Genomic DNA, 22,354 nt, shown 5'->3' with positions numbered 1-22,354 from the left:
GACCCTGCACCGTGCCATGTCAAACACATGCAACTCATAATGTTGCATGAAACGCGACAGCAAGCTTTCCGCCGTCCTCCACGTGCTGCTGCACATGGCCGAGATGAAGGCGCCCGTCACCTCCGAGTCGCTCGCGGTGGCGATGCAGACCAATCCGGTGGTCGTGCGCCGGCTCATGGCCGGCCTTCGGCAGGCGGGGTTCGTGAGTTCGGCCAAGGGGCATGGCGGCGGCTGGGTGCTTTCTTGCACCTTGTCGGCGGTGACGCTGGGCGACATCCACAACGCGGTGGGCGCGCCCGCGCTGCTGGCCATGGGCAACCGCACCGAGAGCCCCGGCTGCATCGTCGAGCAGGCGGTGAACGCGGCGCTCGACGGCGTGTGCGACGAGGCCGAGGCGCTGCTGCTCAGGCGCTTCAACAGCATCACGCTGGCCGATCTCTCCAGGGACTTTCATCGCCGCATGACAGGCGGCGGCTTCACATCGAAGGACATCGAACATGCGCCATGACGCTCTGATCGTGGGCGGCAGCTTTGCCGGCCTTTCCGCTGCCATGCAGCTTGCCCGGGCGAGACGCAAGGTCTGCGTCGTCGACACCGGAGCGCCGCGCAACCGCTTCGCCGCCGCGTCGCACGGCTTCTTCGGACAGGACGGCGTGCCGCCGTTGAAGATGATCGGGGACGCGCGCGAGAAGCTGCTCGCGTACCCGACAGTCGAATTCGTCGAGGCCGCGGTCGTCGATGCGGGCGCTGACGAGGCAGGTGGTTTCACTGTGTCGCTGAGCAGCGGCGATCGCCGCTCGGCCGACAGGCTGCTGCTGTCCCACGGCGTGCAGGACGGCCTGCCGGAGATTCCGGGCCTGGGCGAACGCTGGGGTGCGAGCGTGCTGCACTGTCCTTATTGCCACGGCTACGAGTTCGGCGGGCGCCGGCTGGGCGTGCTTTATCACCACGGGGTGCAGCCGCAGGACCATGCGCTCCTGATCGCCGAATGGGGCCCGACCACGCTCTTCCTCAACGGCGGCGAAGGGCCGGATGCCGAGGCGCGCGCGAGGCTGCAGGCGCGCGGCGTCGTCATCGAGCCCGGCCGCGTCGCCGGCCTGGAAGGCGATGCGGCCGACCTCGCCGGGGTGCGCATCGACGACGGCAGGCTGGTGCCCGTCGAGGCGCTCTACGTGACGCCGCGCACACGTCCCGCCAGCCCTCTGGCCGAACGGCTGGGCTGCGCCTTCGACGACGGCCCGCTGGGCAAGGTTCTGCGCGTCGATGCGATGAAGATGACGACCGTGCCCGGCGTCTATGGCGCGGGCGATCTCGCGATGATGTTCTCCAACGCCACGCTGGCGTCCGCGGACGGGCTGATGGCCGGCGTGTCGATGCACCGCTCGATGGTGTTCGACGCCTGATGACCTCTTGCCCCGGCTCTCCGCGCCCTCGCCAGGAAGAAAAATGAACTTTTTTCAGGGATTCGGAAAAAACCGCCCGATTCCACCCTATAATCTGAGGCTCACGCGGGAATAGCTCAGTTGGTAGAGCGCAACCTTGCCAAGGTTGAGGTCGAGAGTTCGAGACTCTTTTCCCGCTCCAAATCGCAGAAAAAGGCCACCTCATCAGGTGGCCTTTTTCATTTGTGCTCCAACTCAGCGGTCCGAGTGCTTCAGCAGGTAGCTGTTCGAGATTGCCTTGAACGACAGCCCGCCGTCCAGCCGCTTGAACACGAGTCCTTCGCGAGAAGTCTCCCGATTCAGCGACGGCCCCTCGGCATACGCCAGCACCTCGGCGATCGATCCGCCGAAGCGGTCGAGCGCGGTCACTTCGAGCAAAGGCACGGTGCGCACGGAGGCTCCCAGCGCGCGCAGCGAGTCGACGACGGCGCCACGCTCCTCCATTCCGCAATAGCCGCCGCGATCGATGTCGAACACATCGAAGACGTGGAATTGCTGGCCGCGCAGCTTCTCCGGGTTGCCCTGGATGCCTTCGCCGATGATTTCCCCCTGGAGCGCCACGTTGCGGCCCAGTGCCGCGAGAGCTTCCAGCAGGCGATCTTCCCGGGCCACGCGCCAAAGGCTGTTGCCCGGGCTTTCACGCAGCTGCCAGTTGCGCCCGCAGACGCCGACGGCTCCCGCGTTGTGGAAGGCGGTCATGCTCGATCCGTCGAGTTTGACCGTGACCTCGAACGCGTGTCCGTCGTTCCCCGCCAGAACCTCCGGGAGGTTCTGGATGCGCTCCTGGTCGGTCTTGGCAATGAACGAAGGGAATGCACCCTCCACCTCGCCCGACAGGCAGGCCGGAACCACCGGCTCCCACTTGTCGATGCCGAGCAGCTGCGCCCAGTCACGCTGGCGCAGCGCCGGATCAGCCAGCGCGAGCGCGTCGATTTCCGAGAACTGCGACAGTGGCAGGATCAGCCCCTGCGAAATCTGGCCGCGCAGCTTCATCGTGCGAAGCCGCACGCCGCGCTGTTCGTTCCAGGTGATCGCGGCCTTCTCCAGGAAGGTAAAGCGCGGATCGTCGAGCGGCAGGAATGAATCGATCTCGAAGAAGACGCAGCGGTCGCCGACGGCGAACTCGCCCTTCTTGATCACGACGGTCCAGCCTTCGACGATGGCGCATTCGATGGCATCCGCTCCCGGGATGGGGCGGATCGCATCGACAGTGCGGACGGTGACCAGTTTGCGCATGGTTGTTTTCTCCCTGTGGTTGATGATGGTGACGCAAAAAGAAAGGAGGCCCGGAACCATTCGGTGTCCGGGCCTCCTTGAAAAGAGTGCTGAAGAGGTGCGCGCTACGCGCCGGCTTCGCCCGGTGAAGCCTCGTTGGGCGTTTGCGGCTGGCCCATCTCATGGGCCATGCCGTGTTCGAACGCGCGCACCGATGTCGGACTCGCGTTGTCGCAGACGTTCTTGGCAATGACCGGCGTGGTGTTCACGAAATGACTCGGTGTGAGAGTGGAGTGCTCGTCGCGTTGTCGAGAATCTTTGCGGCTCATCCGCAAAAGGAGTCGGACTGTAAATAGTGTTTACTAGAACGTCAACCCCTTGCCGCCAGCACCGTCCCCCGGCTCTCCCCGAACCCGATGCGCGCATGCCCCGGCTTCTCGCACCAGCCGCGCAGCAGCACCGCGTCGCCGTCTTCCAGGAAGCCGCGCTGCTCGCCGTTGGCCAGCGCCACCGGGCTTTGACCAGCGCGCGTCAGCTCGATGATCGCGCCGGCCTCGCCCTCGCCTGGGCCGGAGATCGTGCCGCTGCCGAACAGGTCGCCGGGGTTCAGGCTGCACCCGCCCATGGTGTGGTGCGTCACCATCTGCGCGACGGTCCAGTACTGGTGCCTGAAGCTGGTCGATGAAAGCCGTGACGGTCCGGTCTTTTCCTTGCGGGCCTTCTCGCTTTCGAGCCACACCTCCAGCCGGATGTCGATCGCGCCGCCGTCGCGGTTGGCCGCATGCTCCAGGTAGGCCAGCGGCTGGGGCTCGTCCGATGGGCGCGTCCATGCCTGCCGGTAGGGTGCGAGCGCTTCCATGGTCACGATCCACGGCGAGATGGTGGTAGCGAAGTTCTTTGCGAGGAAAGGCCCGAGCGGCGCCATCTCCCAGAACTGGATGTCGCGCGCCGACCAGTCGTTGAGCAGGCAGATGCCGAAGATGTGTTCCTCCGCACGTTCGAGCGGAATCGCATCGCCCTGCGCGTTGCCCTTGCCGATCCACACGCCGAGCTCCAGCTCGTAGTCGAGCCGCGCGCAGGCCTGGTAGGTGGGCGCCTTCGCGCCCGGGGCCATGGCCTGTCCCATCGGGCGGTGGAAGCGCTGGCCGCTCACGCCGATGGTCGACACGCGCCCGTGGTACGCGATCGGAATCCAGCGGAAGTTGGGCGTCACGTCGCCATCGGGGTTCATCAGGCGGCTGATGTTCAGCGCGTGGTCGATCGAGGTGTAGAAGTCGGTGTAGTCGCCGATGCGTGCGGGCACGGTGTACTCGACGTCGGCCTGCGGCACGAGGCATTCGCGCACGGCCTGCACCGCCGCGACGGGCGAGTCGTTCTTCAGCAGGTCGAAGAGCGCGTGGCGCAGCGCCTGCCATGCGCCGTGGCCGAGTGCGAAGAAGTCGTTGAGCGCCGGCAGCGCGGCTGCGTTCGCGGCGTCGAGCGCAAGGCCGTCGAGCTGCTGCTTCGTGGCCAGCGCGGCCAGGTCCAGCACCTGGTCGCCGATCGCGACACCGCCGCGGAATGCCTCGGCGCTCCCGGCGCGGCGGAACACCGCATGGGGCAGGTTCTGGATCGGGAAGTCGCTGTCCGGCGCATTGGCCGATTCGACCCAGCTGCGCGCGTGAGCGTCGTGCGTGTGGTTGAGTGCGATGCTCATGAAGCCGCCCTCACGCCGAGGCCATCAGCGCGTCGTCGAAGATCGCGACCGCGCGCGTCCAGCCGGCCGACGCGCCGCGGATCTTGTGCGGGAAGCAGCTGATGTAGAAGCCCGTGGGCGGCAGGGACTCCAGATTGTGCAGCTTCTCGATGTGGCAGTAGCCGATGTCCCGGCCGGCCTTGTGGCCTTCCCAGATCAGCGAGGCGTCATGCGTCTCGCCGTACTTCTTCGCGGTGTGCACGAAGGGTGCGTCCCAGCTCCATGCGTCGGTGCCCGTGAGGCGCACGCCGCGCTCCAGCAGGTACATCGTTGCCTCGTAGCCCATGCCCGCGCCGGCCGAGACGTAGTCGGGGTTGCCGTAGCGGGAGCCGGCGCGCGTGTTGACCACCACGATCTCCAGCGGGCTCAGCGTGTGGCCGATGCGCTTGAGCTCGGCCTCGACGTCCGCGGCGGTCACCACGTAGCCGTCGGCGAAGTGGCGGAAGTCGAGCTTCACCCCGGGCTGGAAGCACCACTCGAGCGGCACGTCGTGGATGGCGATGGCGGGTTTCTTCTCGCCCAGCGCCTTGTCCATGGTCGAGTGGAAGTGATAGGGCGCGTCGAGGTGGGTGCCGTTGTGCGTCGACAGCTGCACCAGTTCCACCGCCCAGCCCTCGCCGTCGGGCAGGTCTTCCTTCTTCAGGCCGGGAAAGAAGGGCTCGATCTGCTCGTAGGTCTGCTCGTGCGTGAAGTACTGGATCTTCGGCGCGAAGGCGGGCGGGTCGGAGAGCACGTCGTTTTCGAGAAAGATCGAGAGGTCGACGAATTTGCGTGGCATGGGGGCTCCTTTTGTGGGTGTGTGAATGCCGGGGCAGGACGCAGGGGGGGCGCGAAGGTTTCGCGAAGAGCGCAAAAAAATCCGAAAGAAAAATTCAAAGGGGATCCCGGTCTTCCTTTCGCGCCCTCCGCGTCCGGAAGTCCTGGGTTCCCGCTCCTAAGGCCGCTGCCACCGCAGCAACCGCCGTTCTGCAAAGGCCAGCAGCGCATTGCTGGCGAAGCCGATCAGCCCCAGCAGCACGATGCCGGCGAACAGGTCGCTCGCACGGAAGGCGCGCGCGGCCAGCAGGATGGCCTGGCCCAGGCCGCTTTGCGAGGCGATCATCTCGCCCACCACCGCGACGATCAGCGCGATGGTCAGCGCGAGCCGCATGCCCGCGAGGATGTCTGGCATCGCGTTGGGCAGGCCCATCTTCCAGATGTACGCCGCGCGCGACATCTGCAGGCAGCGCGCCACTTCCGAAAGGCGTGGCTCCACCGCCGCGAAGCCATGCACCGTGGCCAGCAGCACCGGCCACATCGCACCGAAGGCGACCACGAAAAGCACCATGCCCGGGTTCAGCCCGAAGATTGAGATGGCCAGCGGCAGCAGGGCGGAGGCGGGCAGGGGGCGGACGAACTCGAGCGTGGGCTGCACCCATGCGCGCACCGACGGCGACACGCCGATGGCCGCGCCGAGCAGCACGCCGAAGAGCGAGGCCAGCAGCCAGCCTTCGATCATCCGGCCCACCGTGGCCCGCGTGAAGCCGAGCAGCTCGCCGCCGCCATTGCCGCTACCCGAGAGATTCAGCCCTTCGAGCAGGCTCGCGAAGGTGGCCTGCGGGGTCGGCAGGAACACGCGGCTCACCCAGCCGGCGTTGCTCGCGATCCACCACAGCGCGACGAGTGCGAGCAGCACGCCCAGCGAGCCGACCCTGTAGAGGCCGATGCGGCTGTCGTTCATGACGGCACCCCCATGCGCCGCGACACCGCGCGCTGAAGCATCAGCATGCCCGCGTTGACCGCGAAGCCCACGATGCCGATCCAGCCCAGCCAGGCCAGCATCAGCGCCGGGTCGAAGCTCTGCTGCGCGATCATCATCGCGTAGCCCATGCCGTTGGGGTTGGCCGCGATCTCCACCGTCACCGCCACCACCAGCGCGACCGCCACGCCCAGGCGCAGCGCGACGAACAGGCGCGGCACGATGGCCGGCAGCACGATCTTGAAGGCACGCTCGCGCGCCGAAAGCCCCAGCACGCGGCTGACCTCGAGCAGGCGCGGCTCCACCTGCTGCACCGCCGCCTGCACCAGCACCAGCAGCGGCCAGAAGGTGGCGAACGCGACGATGGCCAGCTCCATGCGCACGCCGAATCCGAAGCCCAGCATTGCCAGCGGAATCAGCGCGACCGAAGGCACGGGCCGAAGCACTTCGATGGAAACCGAGCCGAGCTGCGCCGCGCGGCGCGAGAGCCCGAGCACCACGCCCAGCGCGATGCCGAGCACTGCGCCCAGCAGCAGGCCGAGCGCGGCGGTGCCGAGCGTGAAGCCGGTGGCCGTCCAGAGCGAGCCGTCCATGGCGGCGCCGGCGAAAGCCTTCGCCGCGGCGGTGGGCGGCGCGAGCGCGTCGCTGCCGAGGGCTGCCGCGCGCCGCGCATACCACTCGAAGGCGCCGACGAGCACCACGGGAAACACCCACGGCCGCAGCCAGCGCAAGAGGCGGTTCTCAGTCATGGCCCTGCTCGATGAAAGCGAAGAGCTCGCGGCGCAGGTGCAGGTATTCCGGATGCTCCTTGGTCGAGAGTTGGTCGCGCGGGCGCGGAATCTTCACGTCGATCATCCGCGCGAGGCTGGGCCGGCCCGGCCCCGGGTTGGCCTGCAGCGCGATCACGCGGTCGCCGAGGTAGATGGCTTCCTCCAGGTCGTGCGTGACGAAGAGCACGGTGAGCCCGTCCTCGCGCACCAGCCGCGCGAGCTCGTCCTGCAGGCTCTGGCGCGTGAGCGCGTCGAGCGCGCCGAAGGGCTCGTCCATCATCATCAGCTCGGGCCTCTGCGCGAGGCAGCGGGCGATCTGCGCGCGCTGCTGCATGCCGCCCGACAGCTGCACCGGGAACTTGTGCGCGTGCTTCGCGAGGCCGACCTTGCCGAGCACGTCGGCGATGCGCGGTGCGCGCTGCGCGGCAGGCACGCCGGCCGCTTCCAGCGCAAGGCTCACGTTGCCTTCCACCGTGCGCCAGGGCAGCAGGGCGCGGCCGTAGTCCTGGAACACGAAGGCCACTTCGCGCGAGGGCTCGGTCATCTTCACGCCGTTGCGCCGCACCTCGCCCGCGCTGGCCGTGACCAGTCCGCTGGCCGCGCGCAGCAGCGTGGTCTTGCCGCAGCCGCTGGGGCCGACGATGCAGACGAACTCGCCGCGCGCCACGTCGAAGGATGTCGGCGAAAGGATCTCGCGCCCGCCGAGGCGGATGGTCACGCCGTCGAAGCGCAGGAAGGGCACGGCCTGCGCCGCGGTGCCGGCCGGCGCGTGGAAGGCGCCCGGCTGCAACGCAGCGCGCGCGGTTAGCGGGGCGGGCGTTGCGATCACTTCGCCACCAGCTTCGCGACGTCGATGTTCGTCTTGAGCATCTCCTGCTCCTTCATCAGCCCGGTCCAGTAGGAAAGCTGCTTGTCGGTCACCACGGGGCCGGGCGGCGAGACCTGCACCTTGGCGAGCACGTCGGGCGGCAGCTTGATGTACTTGCCGATGGATGCGCGCACCTTGGCGTCGTTCTTCGGCTGCTGCATGAACGCGGCGGCTTCCACCAGCGCCTCGCGGAAGGCGCGCGCCGCCGCCGGGTTCTTCGCCACCCACTCGCGCTTGGCAGCGTGCACGATCGTCTGGTTGTTCTCGGGCAGGAAGGTCGAGTAATACGAGGCCACGTAGCCGGCGCCACTCTCCGTGATGCGGCTCATGAACGGATCGGCCGACACCACCGCGTCGACCGAGCCGCCGCGCAGCAGGTCGGCATGCTGCGGGAACGCGGCCTCGACGAAGTTGACCTTGCGGTAGTCCACGCCGCTGTCCTTCAGCCATGCGCGGAAGGTCACGTGCAGGAAGGCGCCCAGGCCTGGCACGCCGATTTTCTTGCCCACGCAGTCCTGCGCGCTCTTGATGCCCGAGCCCGCGCGCGCCACCAGGCCGAAGCCGGTGATGGTCTTCGAGGTGAGGCCGCCGCCGGCCACGAGCACCAGGTCGAGGCCGCCGTCCACCGCCTGCAGGAACACCGAGGGCGTGGGCCCGCCGATCTGAAGCGAATCGGACTGCAGCGCCGCCGGGATGGTCGAGTTCAGCGGAATGAACTTCAGCTCCACGTCGAGGCTGCGCTTCTTGAAGTAGCCCTCCTCGGCGGCCACGAACACCGATGCGAAGTCGGTCACGGCCGTGTAGCCGAACACGATCTTCGTGGTGGACTGCGCGCGCGAAGGCAGCGCCGCGGCAGCCGACGCCGCGGCGAGCGCCGACAGCAGGGTGCGTCGTTTCATCATGTCTTCTGTCTCCTGGGTATGGTTTTCTTCTGCGACGGCCTGGCGGTCTTCGGGCGCGGCAGCGCGGCGCGCAGTCCGCCGACGATGAAGTTCACCAGCATCGGGGCCACCGCCGGGTCGGCGCGCGTGTTCTCGCCGCGCGAGAGCCGTTCGATGCGGCTGTCGTTCAGGTGGTGCAGCAGCGAGCCCAGCGCGAACTGGTAGCCCCAGGCGGCCTGGCTGCGCGTGGCGTGCGGCATCGCGAGGTGCAGCGCGTCGATGTAGGCCTCGGCCAGCGGGTCGAAGTAGGCGCGCAGCACGCGGTCGGCTTCCTCGGTGGCGTGGTAGAGCTCGCGCGCCACCAGCAGCGCGTAGTACTCGCCCTCGGCGCTCGCGCGCAGCGCCAGCACGGGCGCGGTGAAGGCGTCGATGATGCGCGGCAGCGTGCGCGCGTCGTCGGGGTCGATGTCCACCGCGGCCAGGCCCGCCAGCCGGGCCTCGATGGAGTGTCCCCAGTGCTCGAAGATCGCGTGGAAGAGTTCGTGCTTCTGGCCGTAGTAGTAGCCCACCAGCGCCAGCGGCACGCCGGCCTCCTCGGCGATCTGGCGGATCGTCACCACGTGGTAGCCGTGCTGCGAAAAGAGCTTCTCGGCCGCCAGCAGGATCGCCTGCTTGCGGTCGGGCCGTGCAGTCTCGATGGCGACTACGGCGGCGGCCTGTGCCGGTGCGCGCGAGACCTGGCGCTTTGCGGTGGGTGTGCGGGTGCTCATCGGGGGCGTATTGAACGCTTGTACAAAAACATTGAACACGCGTACAAACCCTGAGGTCAACCCTCATTGAGCACGGCCGTTCGCGGCGCTACGCTCGTGCAATGCCCGCTCCCAACATCCCCCAGATCCGCCTCTACCAGGACTGGCTGCGCGAGACGCGCGGCCTCGCATTCGACAGCTACGACGCCCTCTGGCGCTGGTCCGTCACCGAGCTCGACGCCTTCTGGCAGAGCATCTGGGACTACGCCCGCATCGAATCGCCCACGCCGCACACCGCGGTGCTCGCCGAATCGCGCATGCCCGGTGCACGCTGGTTCCCCGGCGCACAGGTCAACTACGCACGCGAGGTGCTGCGCCACGTCGATGCGGCCCATGCGGCAGGCATGCCCGCCATCGTGAGCGACAACGAACTGGGACAGGTGCGCGAGATGTCCTGGCCCGAGATGCGCCGGCAGGTGGCTTCGGTGGCGCTCACGCTGAAGTCGCTGGGCGTGAAGCGCGGCGACCGCGTCGCGGCCTACATGCCCAACGTGCCCGAGACCATGGTGGCCTTTCTCGCATGCTCCAGCATCGGCGCGATCTGGAGCGTGTGTGCGCCCGACATGGGCACGGCCGCCGTGGCCGACCGCTTCAGGCAGATCGAGCCGAAGGTGCTGATCGCCGTCGACGGCGTGCACTACGGCGGCAAGCCGCTGGATCGCAGCGCGGTGCTTCGGGAGCTGCGCGGCCAGCTGCCCAGCGTGCAGAAGCTGCTGCTCGTGAAGTCGCCCTATGCAGCCGATGCTGTGCCGCACGATGTCGAATGGACGCAGGCCATCGCGCGCGACGACGCCGAGGTCGCCGCCTTCGAGCCCGAGTGGCTGCCGTTCGACCACCCGATCTGGATCGTCTATTCGAGCGGTACCACCGGCCTGCCCAAGCCCATCGTGCACGGGCAGGGCGGCATCATCCTCACGATGCACGCCTGCGGGCTGCACAACGACGTGGGGGCGAGCTACGGCGCCAACAACTTCGGCGAGCGCTACCACTGGTTCAGCTCCACTGGCTGGGTCATGTGGAACTCGCAGCTCTCGGGCATGGCCTTCGGCGCCACCATCTGCATCTACGACGGCAATCCGGCGGGCAGCAAGGAGAAGCCTGACTGGGGCGTGCTGTGGCGCTTCGTGGCGCGCCACAAGGTCACCTTCTTCGGTGCGGGCGCGGCCTACTTCACCAACTGCATGAAGGCCGGCCTCGTCGCGAAGGAGTGCGGCGATCTCTCGCGCGTGCGTGCCCTGGGCAGCACCGGCTCGCCGCTGCCCGAGGAAGTGCAGCGCTGGGGCTCGAGGCAGATCCTCGATGCGGGCTCGAAGGAGGTGTGGTGGTGCAACATCTCCGGCGGCACCGATTTCTGCGGCGCCTTCGTCGGCGGCAATCGCGACCTGCCCGAGGTGCCCGGACAAATGCAGTGCCGCGAGCTTGGCCATTCGGTCGAGGCCTGGAACGAGCAGGGGCAGCCTGTGATCGGCGAGGTCGGCGAGCTGGTCTGCACCAAGGCCATTCCGTCGATGCCGCTGTATTTCTGGGGTGACGAGGGCAACGCGCGCTACGTGTCGAGCTACTTCGACACCTACCCCGGGGTCTGGCGCCACGGCGACTGGATCAGGATCGGCGAGGACGGGGGCTGCATCATCTACGGCCGCAGCGACGCCACCATCAACCGCCAGGGCCTGCGCATGGGCACCAGCGAGATATACAGCGCCGTCGAGGGCCTGCCCGAGGTGCTCGACTCGATGGTGGTCGACCTCGAATACCTGGGCCGCGACAGCTACATGCCGCTGTTCGTGGTGCTGCGCCCCGGCGTGGCGCTCGACGATGCCATGCGCGCGAAGATCAACAGCGCCATCAAGACATCGCTGTCGCCGCGCTTCGTGCCCAACGATATCTTCCAGGTGGCCGAGATACCGCGCACGCTCTCGGGCAAGAAGCAGGAGCTGCCGATCAAGAAGCTGCTGCTGGGCCAGCCGATCGAAAAGGTTGTCAACCGTGAAGCAATGGCGAACCCCGGGAGTCTCGATTGGTACGTGGCCTTCGCCGCGCAGCGTGCCTCCGCATAATGCGTCGGATGAAAAGACGCACCAGCCTCCTCATGTTCTCCGCCATCGCGGGCGCCTCGCTGCTGAGCGCCTGCGCAGTGCCCTCGTCGCCGGCAGCCGGCGGCACCGCGCAGCTGCGCGTGACCGGCACGGTCACCTACCGCGAACGCATCGCGCTCGACCCTGCAGCCGACATCGTGGTGCAGCTGCTCGACGTATCGCTCATGGATGCGCCTTCGAAGGTGCTCGCCGAGCAGCGCATCAAGGCGAATGGCAAACAGGTGCCCTTCGCCTACGAGCTGAAGGTGGACGCCGCGCGCATCGATCCGCGCATGCGCTATGCGGTGTCGGCGCGCATCACGCGCGGCGAGCAGCTCCTCTTCATCAACGACACGCAGTACCCGGTGCTCACGCAGGGCGGCGCCACCAGCGCCGACCTCGTGCTGGTGCGCGTCGCCCAGGCGCCGCGCTAGGCGCCTCAGGACATCACCAGCTCGTAGAGCACCATGCGCGTCTGCCGGCCGCGCAGCTCGATCTGCTCCTCGATGCGCCGCGTATGCAGCCGGCCTTCGAGGCCGGCGTAGGTGGTCTCGGACATCAGCGCCAGCGTGCCCAGCTGCTTGTTGATGCCCTCGATGCGGCTCGCCACGTTGATCGCATCGCCGAACGCGGTGTATGAGAGCCGGTCGTTCGAGCCCAGCACCCCGGCGATCACCGTGCCCGTGTGGATGCCCATGCGGGTGCGGAACTCGGGCAGGCCGCGTTCGGCCCACCTGCGGTTGAGCTCGTCCATCTCCACGTGCAGTTCGAGCGCGGCCAGGCAGGCCTTGTATTCCGCGTCCTTCAGGTCCGAAGGGGCGCCCCACAGCACCATGATGCCGTCGCCGATGAACTTGTCGACCACGCCGCCGTGCCGCGCGAACACGCCGGTCGCGAGGTTGAAGTATTCGGTGAGCATGCCCACCAGCACGTCGGCGTCCAGCGATTCCGAGATCGAGGTGAAGCCCTCCACGTCGGTGAACATCACCGTCACGCGCCGCGGCGAGCCCGAAGGACCGAGCGCGTGGCCTTCGTCGATCAGCTGATTGATGATGTCCACCGGCACGAACTTGCTGAAGGCCTTGAGGCTGCGCGCCGAGTCGTCGAGTGCCTGGTCGAGGTGCTGGATCTCGAGCACGCGGCTCGGCTCGCGCGGCAGATTGTCGAGCTCCAGCAGGCCGATTCGCCGTGCGATGTGCGAGAGGTTCTCCACCGGCGCGGTCACCAGCTTGGAGAGCTTCAGCGACATGAACAGCGCGACCGCGAGAAAGGCCACCGCCAGCCCCAGGCTCCACAGCACCGCGCGATGCAGGTCGCCGAGCAGCATGTCCTCGGGCACCCAGCTCACGAGCTGCCAGCCGGTGCTCGGAATGCGCGATGTCTGCACGAGGTAGCGGCGGCCTTCGTAGGTGAAGGAGAACGCGGTGTCGCTGCCGCCGCCCGCGGTGCCTGCCGTCACCATATACGCATGCAGTGCGCCGAGCACGCCGCTGGGCGGCTCCAGCTTGTGCAGCACGCCGGGCAGGTCGCTGCGCGCGAGCACGTTGAAGTCGGCGCTCAGCAGTGCGCTGTCGCCGTAGCCGTCGCTGCTGAACTGGCGCACGAACTCCGAGAGCCGCCCGAGCGACACGTCGCCCGCGACCACCAGCGCCTGCGGGCTGTTGTCCGGATAACGGCGCTGGCTCGGCAGCGCGTAGGTCACGCCGAGCTCCTGCGCCGCGGCGAACACGTAGGGCTGCGTCCAGACCGGCCCGCCCGCCTTGCGTGCTTGCAGGAACCAGCCGCGCTGCGTCGGGTTGTAGTCGGTGCGCCGGGAGGCGATGTGCTGCGTGGCGTAGCGCTGCTGGGCGTCGGCCTCGGCGTCCAGCGGCAGCTTGTATTGCCAGGTCTCGGTGGTGAAGCCGTCGCCGAGCTCGATGTGGCGCATGGCCGGCACCGGGTAGCGCAGGGCCATCAGCATCCGGCCCTTCTCGTTGCTCACGTAGATGCTGTCGAGCTCGGGCGACTGCTGCAGCAGCGTCCAGAGCAGCTCCGCCGTTCGTTCCGATTGCTCGCCCGCCGGCTGCAGGCTGGGGGCGGTGCCCACCGCATTGATGACCGACTCCGCCTTGTGCAGGAAGGCCAGTACCTTGTCTTCGGTGCGGTCGTGGTTGGACTTGTGCGCCGACACGCCGATGCGCGAGACCAGCCTCTGCGAGCCCCAGTAGCCCAGCGACACCAGCAGCAGCGACTGCGCCAGCGCCACTGCGCTCACGATGGTGCCCACGTCGACCCTGAAGCGCCGCGAGCGCCCCGCGGGTGTGACGAGCGCGGCCGCGGGCGGCGACGCGCCCCTGGCGGATTCGATCGACGGCTTTCCCGTCGCTTCCGGATTCCCGGACGAGTTCTTGTTCATACAGCTCCCTGGCGACCACTCGACGCACCCGCAGCACCGAGGCTGCGGGCCGGCTTCCGCCAGGCCCATGGCCCCGATCGTGGTGCCGGAGTCCGTGGCTGCGCGGAAACGGCCGTGATTTTCGCTCCACTTCGGCCTGACGTGCGGGACTGCCCAGTCCCAGGATGACACGGCCCTGTATAGACCGGTGCAGGAGAACTGCCGGGAAAGCTGCAGGAGGAGGGCGCGTCAGCGCGCGTCGTGGAAGATGATGCCCAGCGTGTGCCGGCGTCCCGACCGCACGCGGCTCACGCCGTGGCGCATCGTCACGCGATAGCTGCCGCGCGTGCCGGCCACGGGCCTCTGGTTGACCGCGAAGATCACCGCCTCGCCCTGCGTGAGCGACACAACCTCCGCGCGCGACTGCATGCGCGGGCGCTGCTCGGTCAGCACGAATTCGCCGCCGGCGAAGTCGCGCCCCGGCTCGCTCAGCAGCACCGTGAGCTGCAGCGGGAACTGCAGGTCGCCGTACAGGTCCTGGTGCAGGCAGTTGTAGTCGCCTTCGCCGTAGCGCAGCAGCAGCGGGGTGGGGCGCTCCTGGCCTGCCGCATGGCAGCGCGCGAGGTAGGCATCGTGCTGTGCGGGATAGTCGGCAGGCTGGCCCATCGCCGCCGCCCAGGCGTTGGCCAGCGGCGCGAGGCGCTCGTAAAGCGCGCTGCGCCAGGCTGCCAGCTTCGGCGGCAGCGGATAGGCGAAGTACTGGTACTCGCCCTGGCCGAAGCCGTGGCGCTGCATCACCACGCGGCTGCGGAAATGGCGGGGCCGGTCGTACATGGCCACGAGTGCCGCGCATTCGGTCGGGGTGAAGAGCGCGGTGCCGGTGGCGGCGCAGCCGCGCGCGGCGATGTCGGCTTCGATGCGGGGCCAGTCGAGCTGTTCGACCAGGGAGGCGGGAGTTGCTGTCATGCCTGCAGTGTTGCCGCTTCCGCGCATCACGGCTCGCCGTTTCCGGACGCCGCTTTTCGCACCGGCTGGCATCGCGGGCTTTGCAGGGCAGGGCGCAGGCAGGCGCAGGTTTTGAGCGATCATCCCTCCATGGCAAGACAAAAAACCGCTGCGCGCGACAGCTCTCCGGAGCAACTGGTGCAGGGCCGACCGGTGGCCGTGCTCGGGCGCGGCATGGCGCTGGTCAAGGTCGGCAAGACACCGCGTCCGCAGGTGCGGCCCGAGGACAACACCACCGTGCTCATGAAGAAGGCGGCCCGTGCGCTGGGCAAGCCTGGCATCGACAGGTCGGTGGTCTTCCGCGGGCCCAACGCGGCCAAGGTGTATGCGTACTCGGCCTATCCGCCCGACCCGAGCAAGATCGTGCGCGAGGCGGCCGACGGCACCAAGGTGATCGGCCGCATGGTCGACGGCAGGTTCCGCGCGAGCAAGGCGTGAGCAGCCGGCCGCCGAAGCTCGAGAAGCTGCTGGAGCAGACCCAGGGCCCGCGTCCGGTGGCCTTCGTGCTGGCCGGCCACAACGGCTCCGGCAAATCGACGCTCTGGTATTCGCGCCTGGCGCCCTCGCTGCGCCTGCCGCTGGTCAACGCCGACCGGATGATGATGTCCATCCTGCCCGACGCCGAACCTTCCACCGGACATATCCCGCCGTGGGCCCAGCGCCTGCGCGACGACGACGAGCGCTGGCAGATCCTCTCGCAGAAGGGCGTGCGCGCCTTCAAGAGCCTGGTGATGGACCAGCGCATGCCCTTCGCCTTCGAGACCGTGTTCTCGCACTGGAAGCCGCTGCCCGGCGGCGGCCACGAGTCGAAGGCCGACGACATCCGCGCGATGCAGGAGGCGGGCTACTTCGTCGTGCTGCTCTTCGTGGGGCTGGTGTCGGTGGACATGTCGGTCTTCCGCGTGAGCACGCGCAAGCAGCAGGGCGGCCACGACGTGGACCGCAGGAAGCTCATCGAGCGTTTTCCCCGCACGCAGGCGGCGGTCGGCCACGCTGCGCAGATCGCCAACATGACGCTGATGTTCGACAACAGCCGATCACAGAAGGACGCCTTCTCGCTGGTGCGCGCGCAGGCGAAGAAGTCGGTGCTGTTCGACGCGCGCGATCCGCAGTTCGACGTCGATCCGGAACTGCGTGCCGTCTGCGACCCATGGCTGGAGAAGGTCGCGGGGCCGTTCAGGCCGCAGCGCGTCTCGCAGCCGAAGAAGGCGTCGCCCCCGGCTGCCGCGCCTGCTCCAGCAGCCAGTCGCTGAAGAACTTCAAGAGCGGCCGCTGGTCGGCACGCTCGGGCGTCACGAGGTAGTAGTTGCGCTCGCCCGAGAGCGGCCGCGCGCAGGCCACCACCAGCTCGCCGCGCGCGAGTTCGTCGGCCACCAGCATCGTCGGCATCAGCGCCACGCCGAGCCCGTGCGAGGCTGCCGCGGCCAGGATGGAGAAGAGCTCGTAGCGCGGGCCGCCGCGCGCGTTGGGCGCGTCCACGCGCTGCGCATCGAACCACTGGCGCCAGCCGTCGGGGCGCGTGCTCTGCTGCAGCAGCGGCATCTTGGCGATGGCGGCAGGCGTCACGGCCTTGCCGCGCGGCAGCAGCGCGGGGCTGCACACCGGCACCACGTCCTCGTGCATCAGCAGCAGTGCGCGCGTGCCGGCCCAGTTCTCGACCTGCGCGGGCGTGCCGGCATAGAGCGCGGCGTCGAACTCCGCGTCGGCGAAGAGAAATGGGCGGGTGCGCGTCTCGATGTGCACCACCACGTCGGGCTGCAGCGCCGCGAAGCCTTTCAGGCGCGGCATCAGCCAGCGGGTGGCGAAGGTGGGCACGGCCGCCAGCGAGAGCGAGCCGCCTTCGCCCTGGTGCGCCATGGCGTCGAGCGTGTCGCGCTCCATCGCTTCGAGCCGCTTGCTGATCTGCCGCGCATAGGCCGCGCCGCTGGCCGTGAGCGCCACGCCGTGCCGCGTGCGACGAAAGAGCGCCACGCCCAGGAAGCCTTCGAGCGTGCCGATCTGGCGCGACACCGCGCTCTGTGTGAGGGCGAGTTCCTGCGCGGCGCGCGTGTAGCTCTCGTGGCGCGCGGCGGCGTCGAAGCACACCAGGGTCTGCAGGGGAGGGATCTTGCGGCGCATGTATGCCTCGGCTGTATGTATGGACTCGACGGCTCGTCAATGGAGGAGCCGCCCGAACATCTTGCAAGACATTCTACGAACGCATATCTGGGTGCGGAATCCTCGTTTGCGTCATGGCCGGTGCGTGGCTAGCATCGCCTGATTCCCCTCTTTTCCTTTTCCTCCCCCTTTTCCGGAGACAGCCACATGGCCGCCAAAGCGCAATTCCACTGGGACGACCCCCTTCTTCTCGACCAGCAGCTGACCGATGAAGAACGCATGATCCGCGACGCGGCCAATGCCTACTGCCAGGAGCGCCTGGCTCCCCGCGTGCTCGAAGGCTTCCGCACCGGCGAGACCGACCCCGCCATCTTCCGCGAGATGGGCGCCCTCGGCCTGCTGGGCCCGACCATCCCCGAGCAGTACGGCGGCCCCGGCCTCAACTACGTGGCCTACGGCCTGATCGCCCGCGAAGTCGAGCGCGTCGACTCGGGCTACCGTTCGATGGCCAGCGTGCAGAGCTCGCTGGTGATGGTGCCGATCTTCGAGTTCGGCTCCGAGGCGCAGAAGCAGAAGTTCCTGCCCAAGCTCGCCACCGGCGAATGGATCGGCTGCTTCGGCCTGACCGAGCCCGACCACGGCTCCGACCCCGGCAGCATGGCCACGCGCGCCAAGAAGGTGCCCGGCGGCTACTCGCTCACCGGCTCCAAGATGTGGATCAGCAACTCGCCCATCGCCGACGTGTTCGTGGTGTGGGCCAAGGAAGTCAGCGAGAGCGGTGCCGTCGGCCCGATCCGCGGCTTCGTGCTCGAGAAGGGCATGAAGGGCCTGAGCGCCCCCGCCATCCACGGCAAGGTCGGCCTGCGCGCCAGCATCACCGGCGAGATCGTGATGGACGGCGTGTTCTGCCCCGAGGAGAACGCCTTCCCCGAAGTGCAGGGCCTGAAGGGTCCCTTCACCTGCCTGAACAGCGCCCGCTACGGCATCTCGTGGGGCGCGCTCGGCGCCGCCGAAGACTGCTGGCACCGCGCCCGCCAGTACACGCTCGACCGCAAGCAGTTCGGCCGCCCGCTGGCCGCCAACCAGCTCATCCAGAAGAAGCTGGCCGACATGCAGACCGAGATCACCCTGGGCCTGCAGGGCAGCCTGCGCCTGGGCCGCATGAAGGACGAAGGCATCGCCGCGGTCGAGATCACCTCGATCATGAAGCGCAACAACTGCGGCAAGTCGCTCGACATCGCCCGCATGGCGCGCGACATGATGGGCGGCAACGGCATCAGCGACGAGTTCGGCGTGGCCCGTCACCTGGTGAACCTCGAAGTGGTCAATACCTACGAAGGCACGCACGACATCCACGCGCTCATCCTGGGCCGTGCCATCACCGGCATCGCAGCTTTCGCCAACTGAGCCGCATGACCAAGCCCGCAGCACTCGACGGCATCAAGGTCCTCGATCTGTCCCGCGTGCTCGCGGGCCCGTGGTGCACGCAGATCCTTGCGGACCTGGGCGCCGACGTCGTCAAGATCGAGCGCCCCGGCGTCGGCGACGACACGCGCACCTGGGGCCCGCCCTTCGTCAAGGACGCGAACGGTAACGACACCGACCAGGCCAGCTACTTCACCGCCTGCAACCGGAACAAGCGCTCCGTCACGGTCGACATGGCCACGCCCGACGGGCAGGCGCTTCTGAAGCAGATGGCGGCGCAGGCCGACATCGTGGTGGAGAACTTCAAGACCGGCGGCCTCAGGCAGTACGGCCTCGACCATGAAAGCCTGCGCGCGGCCAACCCTCGCCTCATCTACTGCAGCGTGACCGGCTTCGGCCACGACGGCCCGTACGCCGAGCGCGCCGGCTACGACCTGATGATCCAGGCCATGACCGGCATGATGAGCATCACCGGCCGCCCTGACGACGTGCCCGGCGGCGGCCCGCTGCGCGTGGGCGTGGCGCTGACCGACCTGTTCACCGGCGTCTACGCCAGCACCGCCATCCTGGCCGCGCTGCAGGTGCGCGAGCGCACCGGCGAGGGCCAGCACATCGACATGGCGCTGCTCGACGTGGGCATGGCCATCCTCGCCAACCAGGCGAGCGCCTTCCTCAACACCGGCAAGGCGCCCGGGCGCCAGGGCAACACGCACCCCAGCCTGGCGCCCTACCAGGACTTCCCGACGCAGGACGGCGCGATGCTGCTGGCCATCGGCAACAACGGCCAGTTCGCGCGCTTCTGCGAGGCCGGCGGCCACCCCGAGTGGGCGACCGACGCGCGCTTCGCCACCAACACGCTGCGCGTGAAGCACCGCGGCGTGCTGATCCCGATGATGGAAGAGCTCACGCGCACCCGCACCACCGCCGCGTGGGTCACGCTGCTCGAGGACAAGGCCGTGCCCTGCGGCCCGATCAACGACATCGCGCAGGCCTTCGACGACGCGCAGGTCAAGGCGCGGGGCCTCGCGGTCACGCTGCCGCGCGATGCGGGCGACGGCATCGCCAGCATCACCGGCGTGGCGAGCCCGCTGCGCCTTTCGGCAACGCCGCCTGTGCTGCGTCATGCACCGCCGGCGCTGGGCCAGCACACGCAGGAGGTGCTGGCGGAGATGGGCATCGACACGGCCCGCTTCGAGGCCTTGCGGTCGGCCGGCGTGGTCTGACGAAGAAAAAGAAAAGAAGGAAGAGGCCATGGTCAGCCCGATGCCCATGCCCGCTTTCTCGGTGCTGCGCATCGACCACGTCGTGCTGCGCGTGAAGGATGCCGAGCGTTCCATCGCCTTCTATCGCGGCGTGCTGGGCTGCGCCGTCGAGAAGCGCCGCGACGACCTGGGGCTCGTGCACCTGCGCGCGGGCACCAGCCTGATCGACCTCGTCACGCACGACGGCCCGCTGGGCCGGCAGGGCGGGGCGCTCGCCGGTGCGGAAGGCCGCAACGTCGATCACGTCTGCCTGCGCATCGAGCCCTTCGACGAAGCCGTCATCCGCACGCTGATGGCCGAGCATGGCGTCGCGGTGAACGGCGAGGTGCAGAACAACTTCGGCGCGGAGGGCAACGGGCCCTCGATCTACGTCGCCGACCCCGACGGCAACACCGTCGAGCTCAAGGGCCCGGCGGCCTGAGCCTTCCTTCTTCCTGATTCCCTCCGTCCGGAGATTTGTACGCCACTGTGTCTGCATGGCGCTGCGGACACACGGGCATGCAAATCGGCAGGTGGTTCGACACATCGCGGATACAGCCCGCCGATGTAATTCCTGCATCGCTTCCGACGCACATCGCACGAAGCGACGGGGCCTTCGACAACCGGGCCTCATTCCGAATCACCTTCCATCCAAGGAACCACCATGACCGACAAGCAAGTCCTCTACACCGGCAAGACCCACACCACCGGCGGCCGCCTCGGCGCATCGCGCAGCAGCGACGGCCACCTGGACATCCAGCTCTCGTCCCCCGGCGGCAACGGCACCGGCACCAACCCCGAGCAGCTGTTCGCAGCGGGCTGGTCGGCGTGCTTCATCGGCGCGATGGGCAAGGCCGCGGGCACGCTGAAGGTCAAGCTGCCGGCCGACCTGTCGGTGGATGCCGAGGTCGACCTCGTGCTCGAAGAGGGCCAGTACTTCCTGCAGGCGCGCCTGAACGTGAGCCTGCCCGGCCTGGACCGCGAGACCGCGCGCGCCGTGGTCGACACCGCGCACCAGACCTGCCCCTACTCGAAGCTCACGCGCGGCAACATCGACGTGGAGCTCAACCTGGTCTGAGCAGGCCGCCGGCCGTATCGACGACGCGGGCTCGCGGCTGCTCGACAGCCCCGGGCCCGTTCAGCCCGCGCGCCCGATGGTCGCCACGCCGAAGACCACGACGCCCAGCGCAAGGTTCACCGTCACCAGCTTGCGCACCGTGTTCAGCCGCGCGGCAGCCACCGGCCAGGCGCTTTCATCTACCGCGCGGCGCATCGCCCTGAACACGGAAGCGCGGATGTAGGTGTAGATGGCGGCCATCACGATCGCGATGCTCATCATCGCTTCGATGCGCCAGTGCAGGCCGCGGAAGCCGCCGCCGGCAAGGATCATCGCCACGCCGGTCGCGAAGAGCAGCGTGACGGAAGCATCCACGCCGACGAAGAAGCGCCTGAGCGTCGCGGCCATCATGCGCAGGCGCTGCGGCGGCTGTTCGAGCGTGGCGACGGCCGAGGGGCGCACGGCGAAGTGCATGGTCGCCATGCCGCCGACCCAGAAGGCGGCGCACAGCAGGTGGACGAAGAGGGCGGTGACGTAGAGCATGTTGGGCCCGATCAGAACACCGAAGGGCCCCGGCGCGCAAACGAAGCCCTTTATCGTCATTCGGAAGGCTTGGTCTCCGCGAAGCGCCGCATGTCCGCCACCACCTGCCGCAGCAGCTCCGACGCGGCGGGCGAGAGCATGCGTCCGTGGCGCGACACGATGTGCGAGCGGCCCTGCGAGAGCAGCGGGTTCTTCATCGGCAGTTCCACCAGATCGGGGTTGCTCGCGTTCGGCGTGAGCGAGATGCGCGTGCCCAGCGCATAGCCCAGGCCCGCCGAGACGAAATGCCCCAGCGCGCTGAACGAGGTGGTGGTCAGCAGCGAGGGCAGGCGCACGCCCTCGCTGATCTCGGCGGCCTCGATGTGCTGGCGCACGCCGAAGTTGCGGTGCAGCGTGGCGCCCGGGTGGGGCTGCAGGTCGGCGAGCGTCAGCGGCCGGTCGAGCTGCGCCAGCGGGTGCGAGCGCAGCACCATGGCCTGGATCGGCTGCGGGTGCGACTGGTGCGAGGTCAGCCGATCGTCCTTGGGCGGCTGGAACAGCAGGCCGACGTGGGCGCGCTCCTCCACCACCCGCTGCACGATCTCGTCGGTGCTGGCCACGTCGAGGTCGATGGTGATCTTCGGGTGCGAGGTCATGAAGTCGCGCAGGCTGTGGCGCATGAGCCAGTCCACGTAGCCCTCGCCGGCCACGATGTCGATGTGGCCGCGCTCGATCTTGCGGATGCTGTCGAGCTGCGCCATCAGGTGCTGCTTCTGGCTGTTCTGGCGGCGCACGTAGCCGGCCAGCATCTGGCCCGCGTCCGTGGGCACCACGCCGCGACCGTGGCGCTCCAGCAGCGGCAGGCCGCACTCCTGTTCGAGGATGCCGATGGCGCGGCTCACGGCCGAGGGGTCCATGTCGAGCACCTCGGCGGCGCCGCGCACGGAGCCGCTCTCCAGCACCTGCATGAAGTAGCGCACGCGGCGCGTGTCGAGCCTGTCATCCATGGCCTTCGTCTCCTGAGTGTTGCATTCAATGCAACGAATATCCCGATTCACGGCCATTGATGCAAGAGGCAGGCGATCCGAAACTCCCCGGCA

At 68.4% G+C, this 22,354-nt stretch carries 24 protein-coding genes and 1 tRNA gene; 11 read left to right on the top strand and 14 right to left on the bottom strand.

The annotated features are described in order from the left end of the window. Window positions 1-46 precede the first annotated feature (46 nt). From ACTJLF_RS23770 to ACTJLF_RS23760, 3 genes are all read left to right on the top strand, one after another. The gene (locus ACTJLF_RS23770; protein WP_126183517.1) at window positions 47-508 is read left to right on the top strand and encodes an RrF2 family transcriptional regulator; all 462 of its coding nucleotides are present in this window, start codon (window positions 47-49) and stop codon (window positions 506-508) included. Beyond that, entirely contained in the window at window positions 498-1,403 is a 906-nt protein-coding gene (locus ACTJLF_RS23765) for an NAD(P)/FAD-dependent oxidoreductase (protein ID WP_440884023.1), read from the top strand. Before ACTJLF_RS23770 ends, ACTJLF_RS23765 begins: the two co-directional genes overlap by 11 nt. Before the next feature lie 105 nt (window positions 1,404-1,508). After that, window positions 1,509-1,584, top strand: a tRNA-Gly gene (locus ACTJLF_RS23760). A gap of 53 nt (window positions 1,585-1,637) precedes the next feature. Here the strand turns inward: ACTJLF_RS23760 and ACTJLF_RS23755 are convergent. The 9 genes from ACTJLF_RS23755 to ACTJLF_RS23715 form a co-directional block, all read right to left on the bottom strand. Further along, entirely contained in the window at window positions 1,638-2,678 is a 1,041-nt protein-coding gene (locus ACTJLF_RS23755) for an RNA ligase (ATP) (RefSeq protein WP_132801717.1), read from the bottom strand. Window positions 2,679-2,782: 104 nt separating this feature from the next. Further along, window positions 2,783-2,926, bottom strand: a complete 144-nt coding sequence (locus tag ACTJLF_RS23750) for a hypothetical protein (protein ID WP_165940920.1) — start codon at window positions 2,924-2,926, stop codon at window positions 2,783-2,785. Between the two features lie 101 nt (window positions 2,927-3,027). After that, window positions 3,028-4,353: a fumarylacetoacetase gene (gene fahA / locus ACTJLF_RS23745; protein ID WP_440884022.1), complete on the bottom strand. Its 1,326-nt coding sequence runs from the start codon at window positions 4,351-4,353 to the stop codon at window positions 3,028-3,030. Between the two features lie 10 nt (window positions 4,354-4,363). Then, window positions 4,364-5,170, bottom strand: coding sequence for a cyclase family protein (locus ACTJLF_RS23740; protein WP_019653539.1), 807 nt, complete (start codon window positions 5,168-5,170; stop codon window positions 4,364-4,366). A gap of 156 nt (window positions 5,171-5,326) precedes the next feature. Further along, window positions 5,327-6,112: an ABC transporter permease gene (locus tag ACTJLF_RS23735; RefSeq protein WP_354414968.1), complete on the bottom strand. Its 786-nt coding sequence runs from the start codon at window positions 6,110-6,112 to the stop codon at window positions 5,327-5,329. Continuing rightward, complete coding sequence (locus ACTJLF_RS23730) at window positions 6,109-6,879, bottom strand: ABC transporter permease (protein ID WP_354423529.1); 771 nt, start codon at window positions 6,877-6,879, stop codon at window positions 6,109-6,111. Before ACTJLF_RS23730 ends, ACTJLF_RS23735 begins: the two co-directional genes overlap by 4 nt. Then, on the bottom strand, window positions 6,872-7,729 hold the full coding sequence (locus ACTJLF_RS23725) for an ABC transporter ATP-binding protein (RefSeq protein WP_311733707.1): 858 nt from the start codon (window positions 7,727-7,729) through the stop codon (window positions 6,872-6,874). Before ACTJLF_RS23725 ends, ACTJLF_RS23730 begins: the two co-directional genes overlap by 8 nt. Continuing rightward, window positions 7,726-8,670 (bottom strand): ABC transporter substrate-binding protein, encoded by a 945-nt coding sequence (locus ACTJLF_RS23720; protein ID WP_019653535.1) that lies wholly within the window; start codon window positions 8,668-8,670, stop codon window positions 7,726-7,728. Before ACTJLF_RS23720 ends, ACTJLF_RS23725 begins: the two co-directional genes overlap by 4 nt. Beyond that, window positions 8,667-9,419 carry a TetR family transcriptional regulator gene (locus ACTJLF_RS23715; protein WP_440884021.1) on the bottom strand — a complete coding sequence of 251 codons (753 nt, stop codon included), beginning with the start codon at window positions 9,417-9,419 and terminating at the stop codon, window positions 8,667-8,669. The genes ACTJLF_RS23720 and ACTJLF_RS23715 overlap by 4 nt, the downstream gene beginning before the upstream one ends. Before the next feature lie 101 nt (window positions 9,420-9,520). Between ACTJLF_RS23715 and ACTJLF_RS23710 the strand changes: the two genes are divergently transcribed. Together ACTJLF_RS23710 and ACTJLF_RS23705 are read left to right on the top strand one after the other, a co-directional pair. Continuing rightward, window positions 9,521-11,515, top strand: a complete 1,995-nt coding sequence (locus ACTJLF_RS23710; protein WP_440884020.1) for an acetoacetate--CoA ligase — start codon at window positions 9,521-9,523, stop codon at window positions 11,513-11,515. Between the two features lie 8 nt (window positions 11,516-11,523). Continuing rightward, entirely contained in the window at window positions 11,524-11,967 is a 444-nt protein-coding gene (locus ACTJLF_RS23705) for a YbaY family lipoprotein (RefSeq protein ID WP_240649973.1), read from the top strand. 5 nt (window positions 11,968-11,972) lie between these two features. Here the strand turns inward: ACTJLF_RS23705 and ACTJLF_RS23700 are convergent, their stop codons facing one another. Together ACTJLF_RS23700 and ACTJLF_RS23695 are read right to left on the bottom strand one after the other, a co-directional pair. Then, window positions 11,973-13,928, bottom strand: a complete 1,956-nt coding sequence (locus ACTJLF_RS23700) for an adenylate/guanylate cyclase domain-containing protein (RefSeq protein ID WP_440884019.1) — start codon at window positions 13,926-13,928, stop codon at window positions 11,973-11,975. A gap of 228 nt (window positions 13,929-14,156) precedes the next feature. Next, entirely contained in the window at window positions 14,157-14,873 is a 717-nt protein-coding gene (locus ACTJLF_RS23695; protein WP_026346277.1) for a 2OG-Fe(II) oxygenase, read from the bottom strand. Window positions 14,874-15,002: 129 nt separating this feature from the next. Between ACTJLF_RS23695 and ACTJLF_RS23690 the strand changes: the two genes are divergently transcribed. Further along, entirely contained in the window at window positions 15,003-15,350 is a 348-nt protein-coding gene (locus ACTJLF_RS23690) for a hypothetical protein (RefSeq protein WP_019653529.1), read from the top strand. After that, a complete protein-coding gene (locus tag ACTJLF_RS23685) occupies window positions 15,347-16,165 on the top strand; it encodes a zeta toxin family protein (protein ID WP_132801737.1) in 819 nt (272 codons plus the stop codon). Before ACTJLF_RS23690 ends, ACTJLF_RS23685 begins: the two co-directional genes overlap by 4 nt. Here ACTJLF_RS23685 and ACTJLF_RS23680 read toward each other — a convergent pair. Further along, on the bottom strand, window positions 16,089-17,030 hold the full coding sequence (locus tag ACTJLF_RS23680; protein ID WP_145759414.1) for a LysR substrate-binding domain-containing protein: 942 nt from the start codon (window positions 17,028-17,030) through the stop codon (window positions 16,089-16,091). The two genes, ACTJLF_RS23685 and ACTJLF_RS23680, sit on opposite strands and share 77 nt — an antisense overlap. A gap of 186 nt (window positions 17,031-17,216) precedes the next feature. Here ACTJLF_RS23680 and ACTJLF_RS23675 point away from each other — a divergent pair, with 186 nt between their 5' ends. From ACTJLF_RS23675 to ACTJLF_RS23660, 4 genes are all read left to right on the top strand, one after another. After that, on the top strand, window positions 17,217-18,416 hold the full coding sequence (locus tag ACTJLF_RS23675; RefSeq protein ID WP_019653526.1) for an acyl-CoA dehydrogenase: 1,200 nt from the start codon (window positions 17,217-17,219) through the stop codon (window positions 18,414-18,416). 5 nt (window positions 18,417-18,421) lie between these two features. Next, a complete protein-coding gene (locus ACTJLF_RS23670; RefSeq protein WP_132756042.1) occupies window positions 18,422-19,657 on the top strand; it encodes a CaiB/BaiF CoA transferase family protein in 1,236 nt (411 codons plus the stop codon). A 28-nt stretch (window positions 19,658-19,685) separates the two neighbouring features. Beyond that, a complete protein-coding gene (locus ACTJLF_RS23665; RefSeq protein WP_020722997.1) occupies window positions 19,686-20,117 on the top strand; it encodes a VOC family protein in 432 nt (143 codons plus the stop codon). A 222-nt stretch (window positions 20,118-20,339) separates the two neighbouring features. Further along, a complete protein-coding gene (locus tag ACTJLF_RS23660; protein WP_440884018.1) occupies window positions 20,340-20,753 on the top strand; it encodes an organic hydroperoxide resistance protein in 414 nt (137 codons plus the stop codon). 60 nt (window positions 20,754-20,813) lie between these two features. Here ACTJLF_RS23660 and ACTJLF_RS23655 read toward each other — a convergent pair whose 3' ends face one another. Continuing rightward, window positions 20,814-21,335, bottom strand: coding sequence for a CopD family protein (locus tag ACTJLF_RS23655; protein WP_440884017.1), 522 nt, complete (start codon window positions 21,333-21,335; stop codon window positions 20,814-20,816). Further along, complete coding sequence (locus ACTJLF_RS23650) at window positions 21,332-22,261, bottom strand: LysR family transcriptional regulator (protein WP_019653520.1); 930 nt, start codon at window positions 22,259-22,261, stop codon at window positions 21,332-21,334. Before ACTJLF_RS23650 ends, ACTJLF_RS23655 begins: the two co-directional genes overlap by 4 nt. Between the last annotated feature and the right edge of the window lie 93 nt (window positions 22,262-22,354).

Origin of the sequence: Variovorax sp. 22077, assembly GCF_052044195.1 — a bacterium.
Taxonomy (GTDB): domain Bacteria; phylum Pseudomonadota; class Gammaproteobacteria; order Burkholderiales; family Burkholderiaceae_C; genus Variovorax; species Variovorax atrisoli.
The sequence above is the reverse complement of the archived record's forward strand: the minus strand, read 5'-3'. Positions and strand labels throughout refer to the sequence as shown.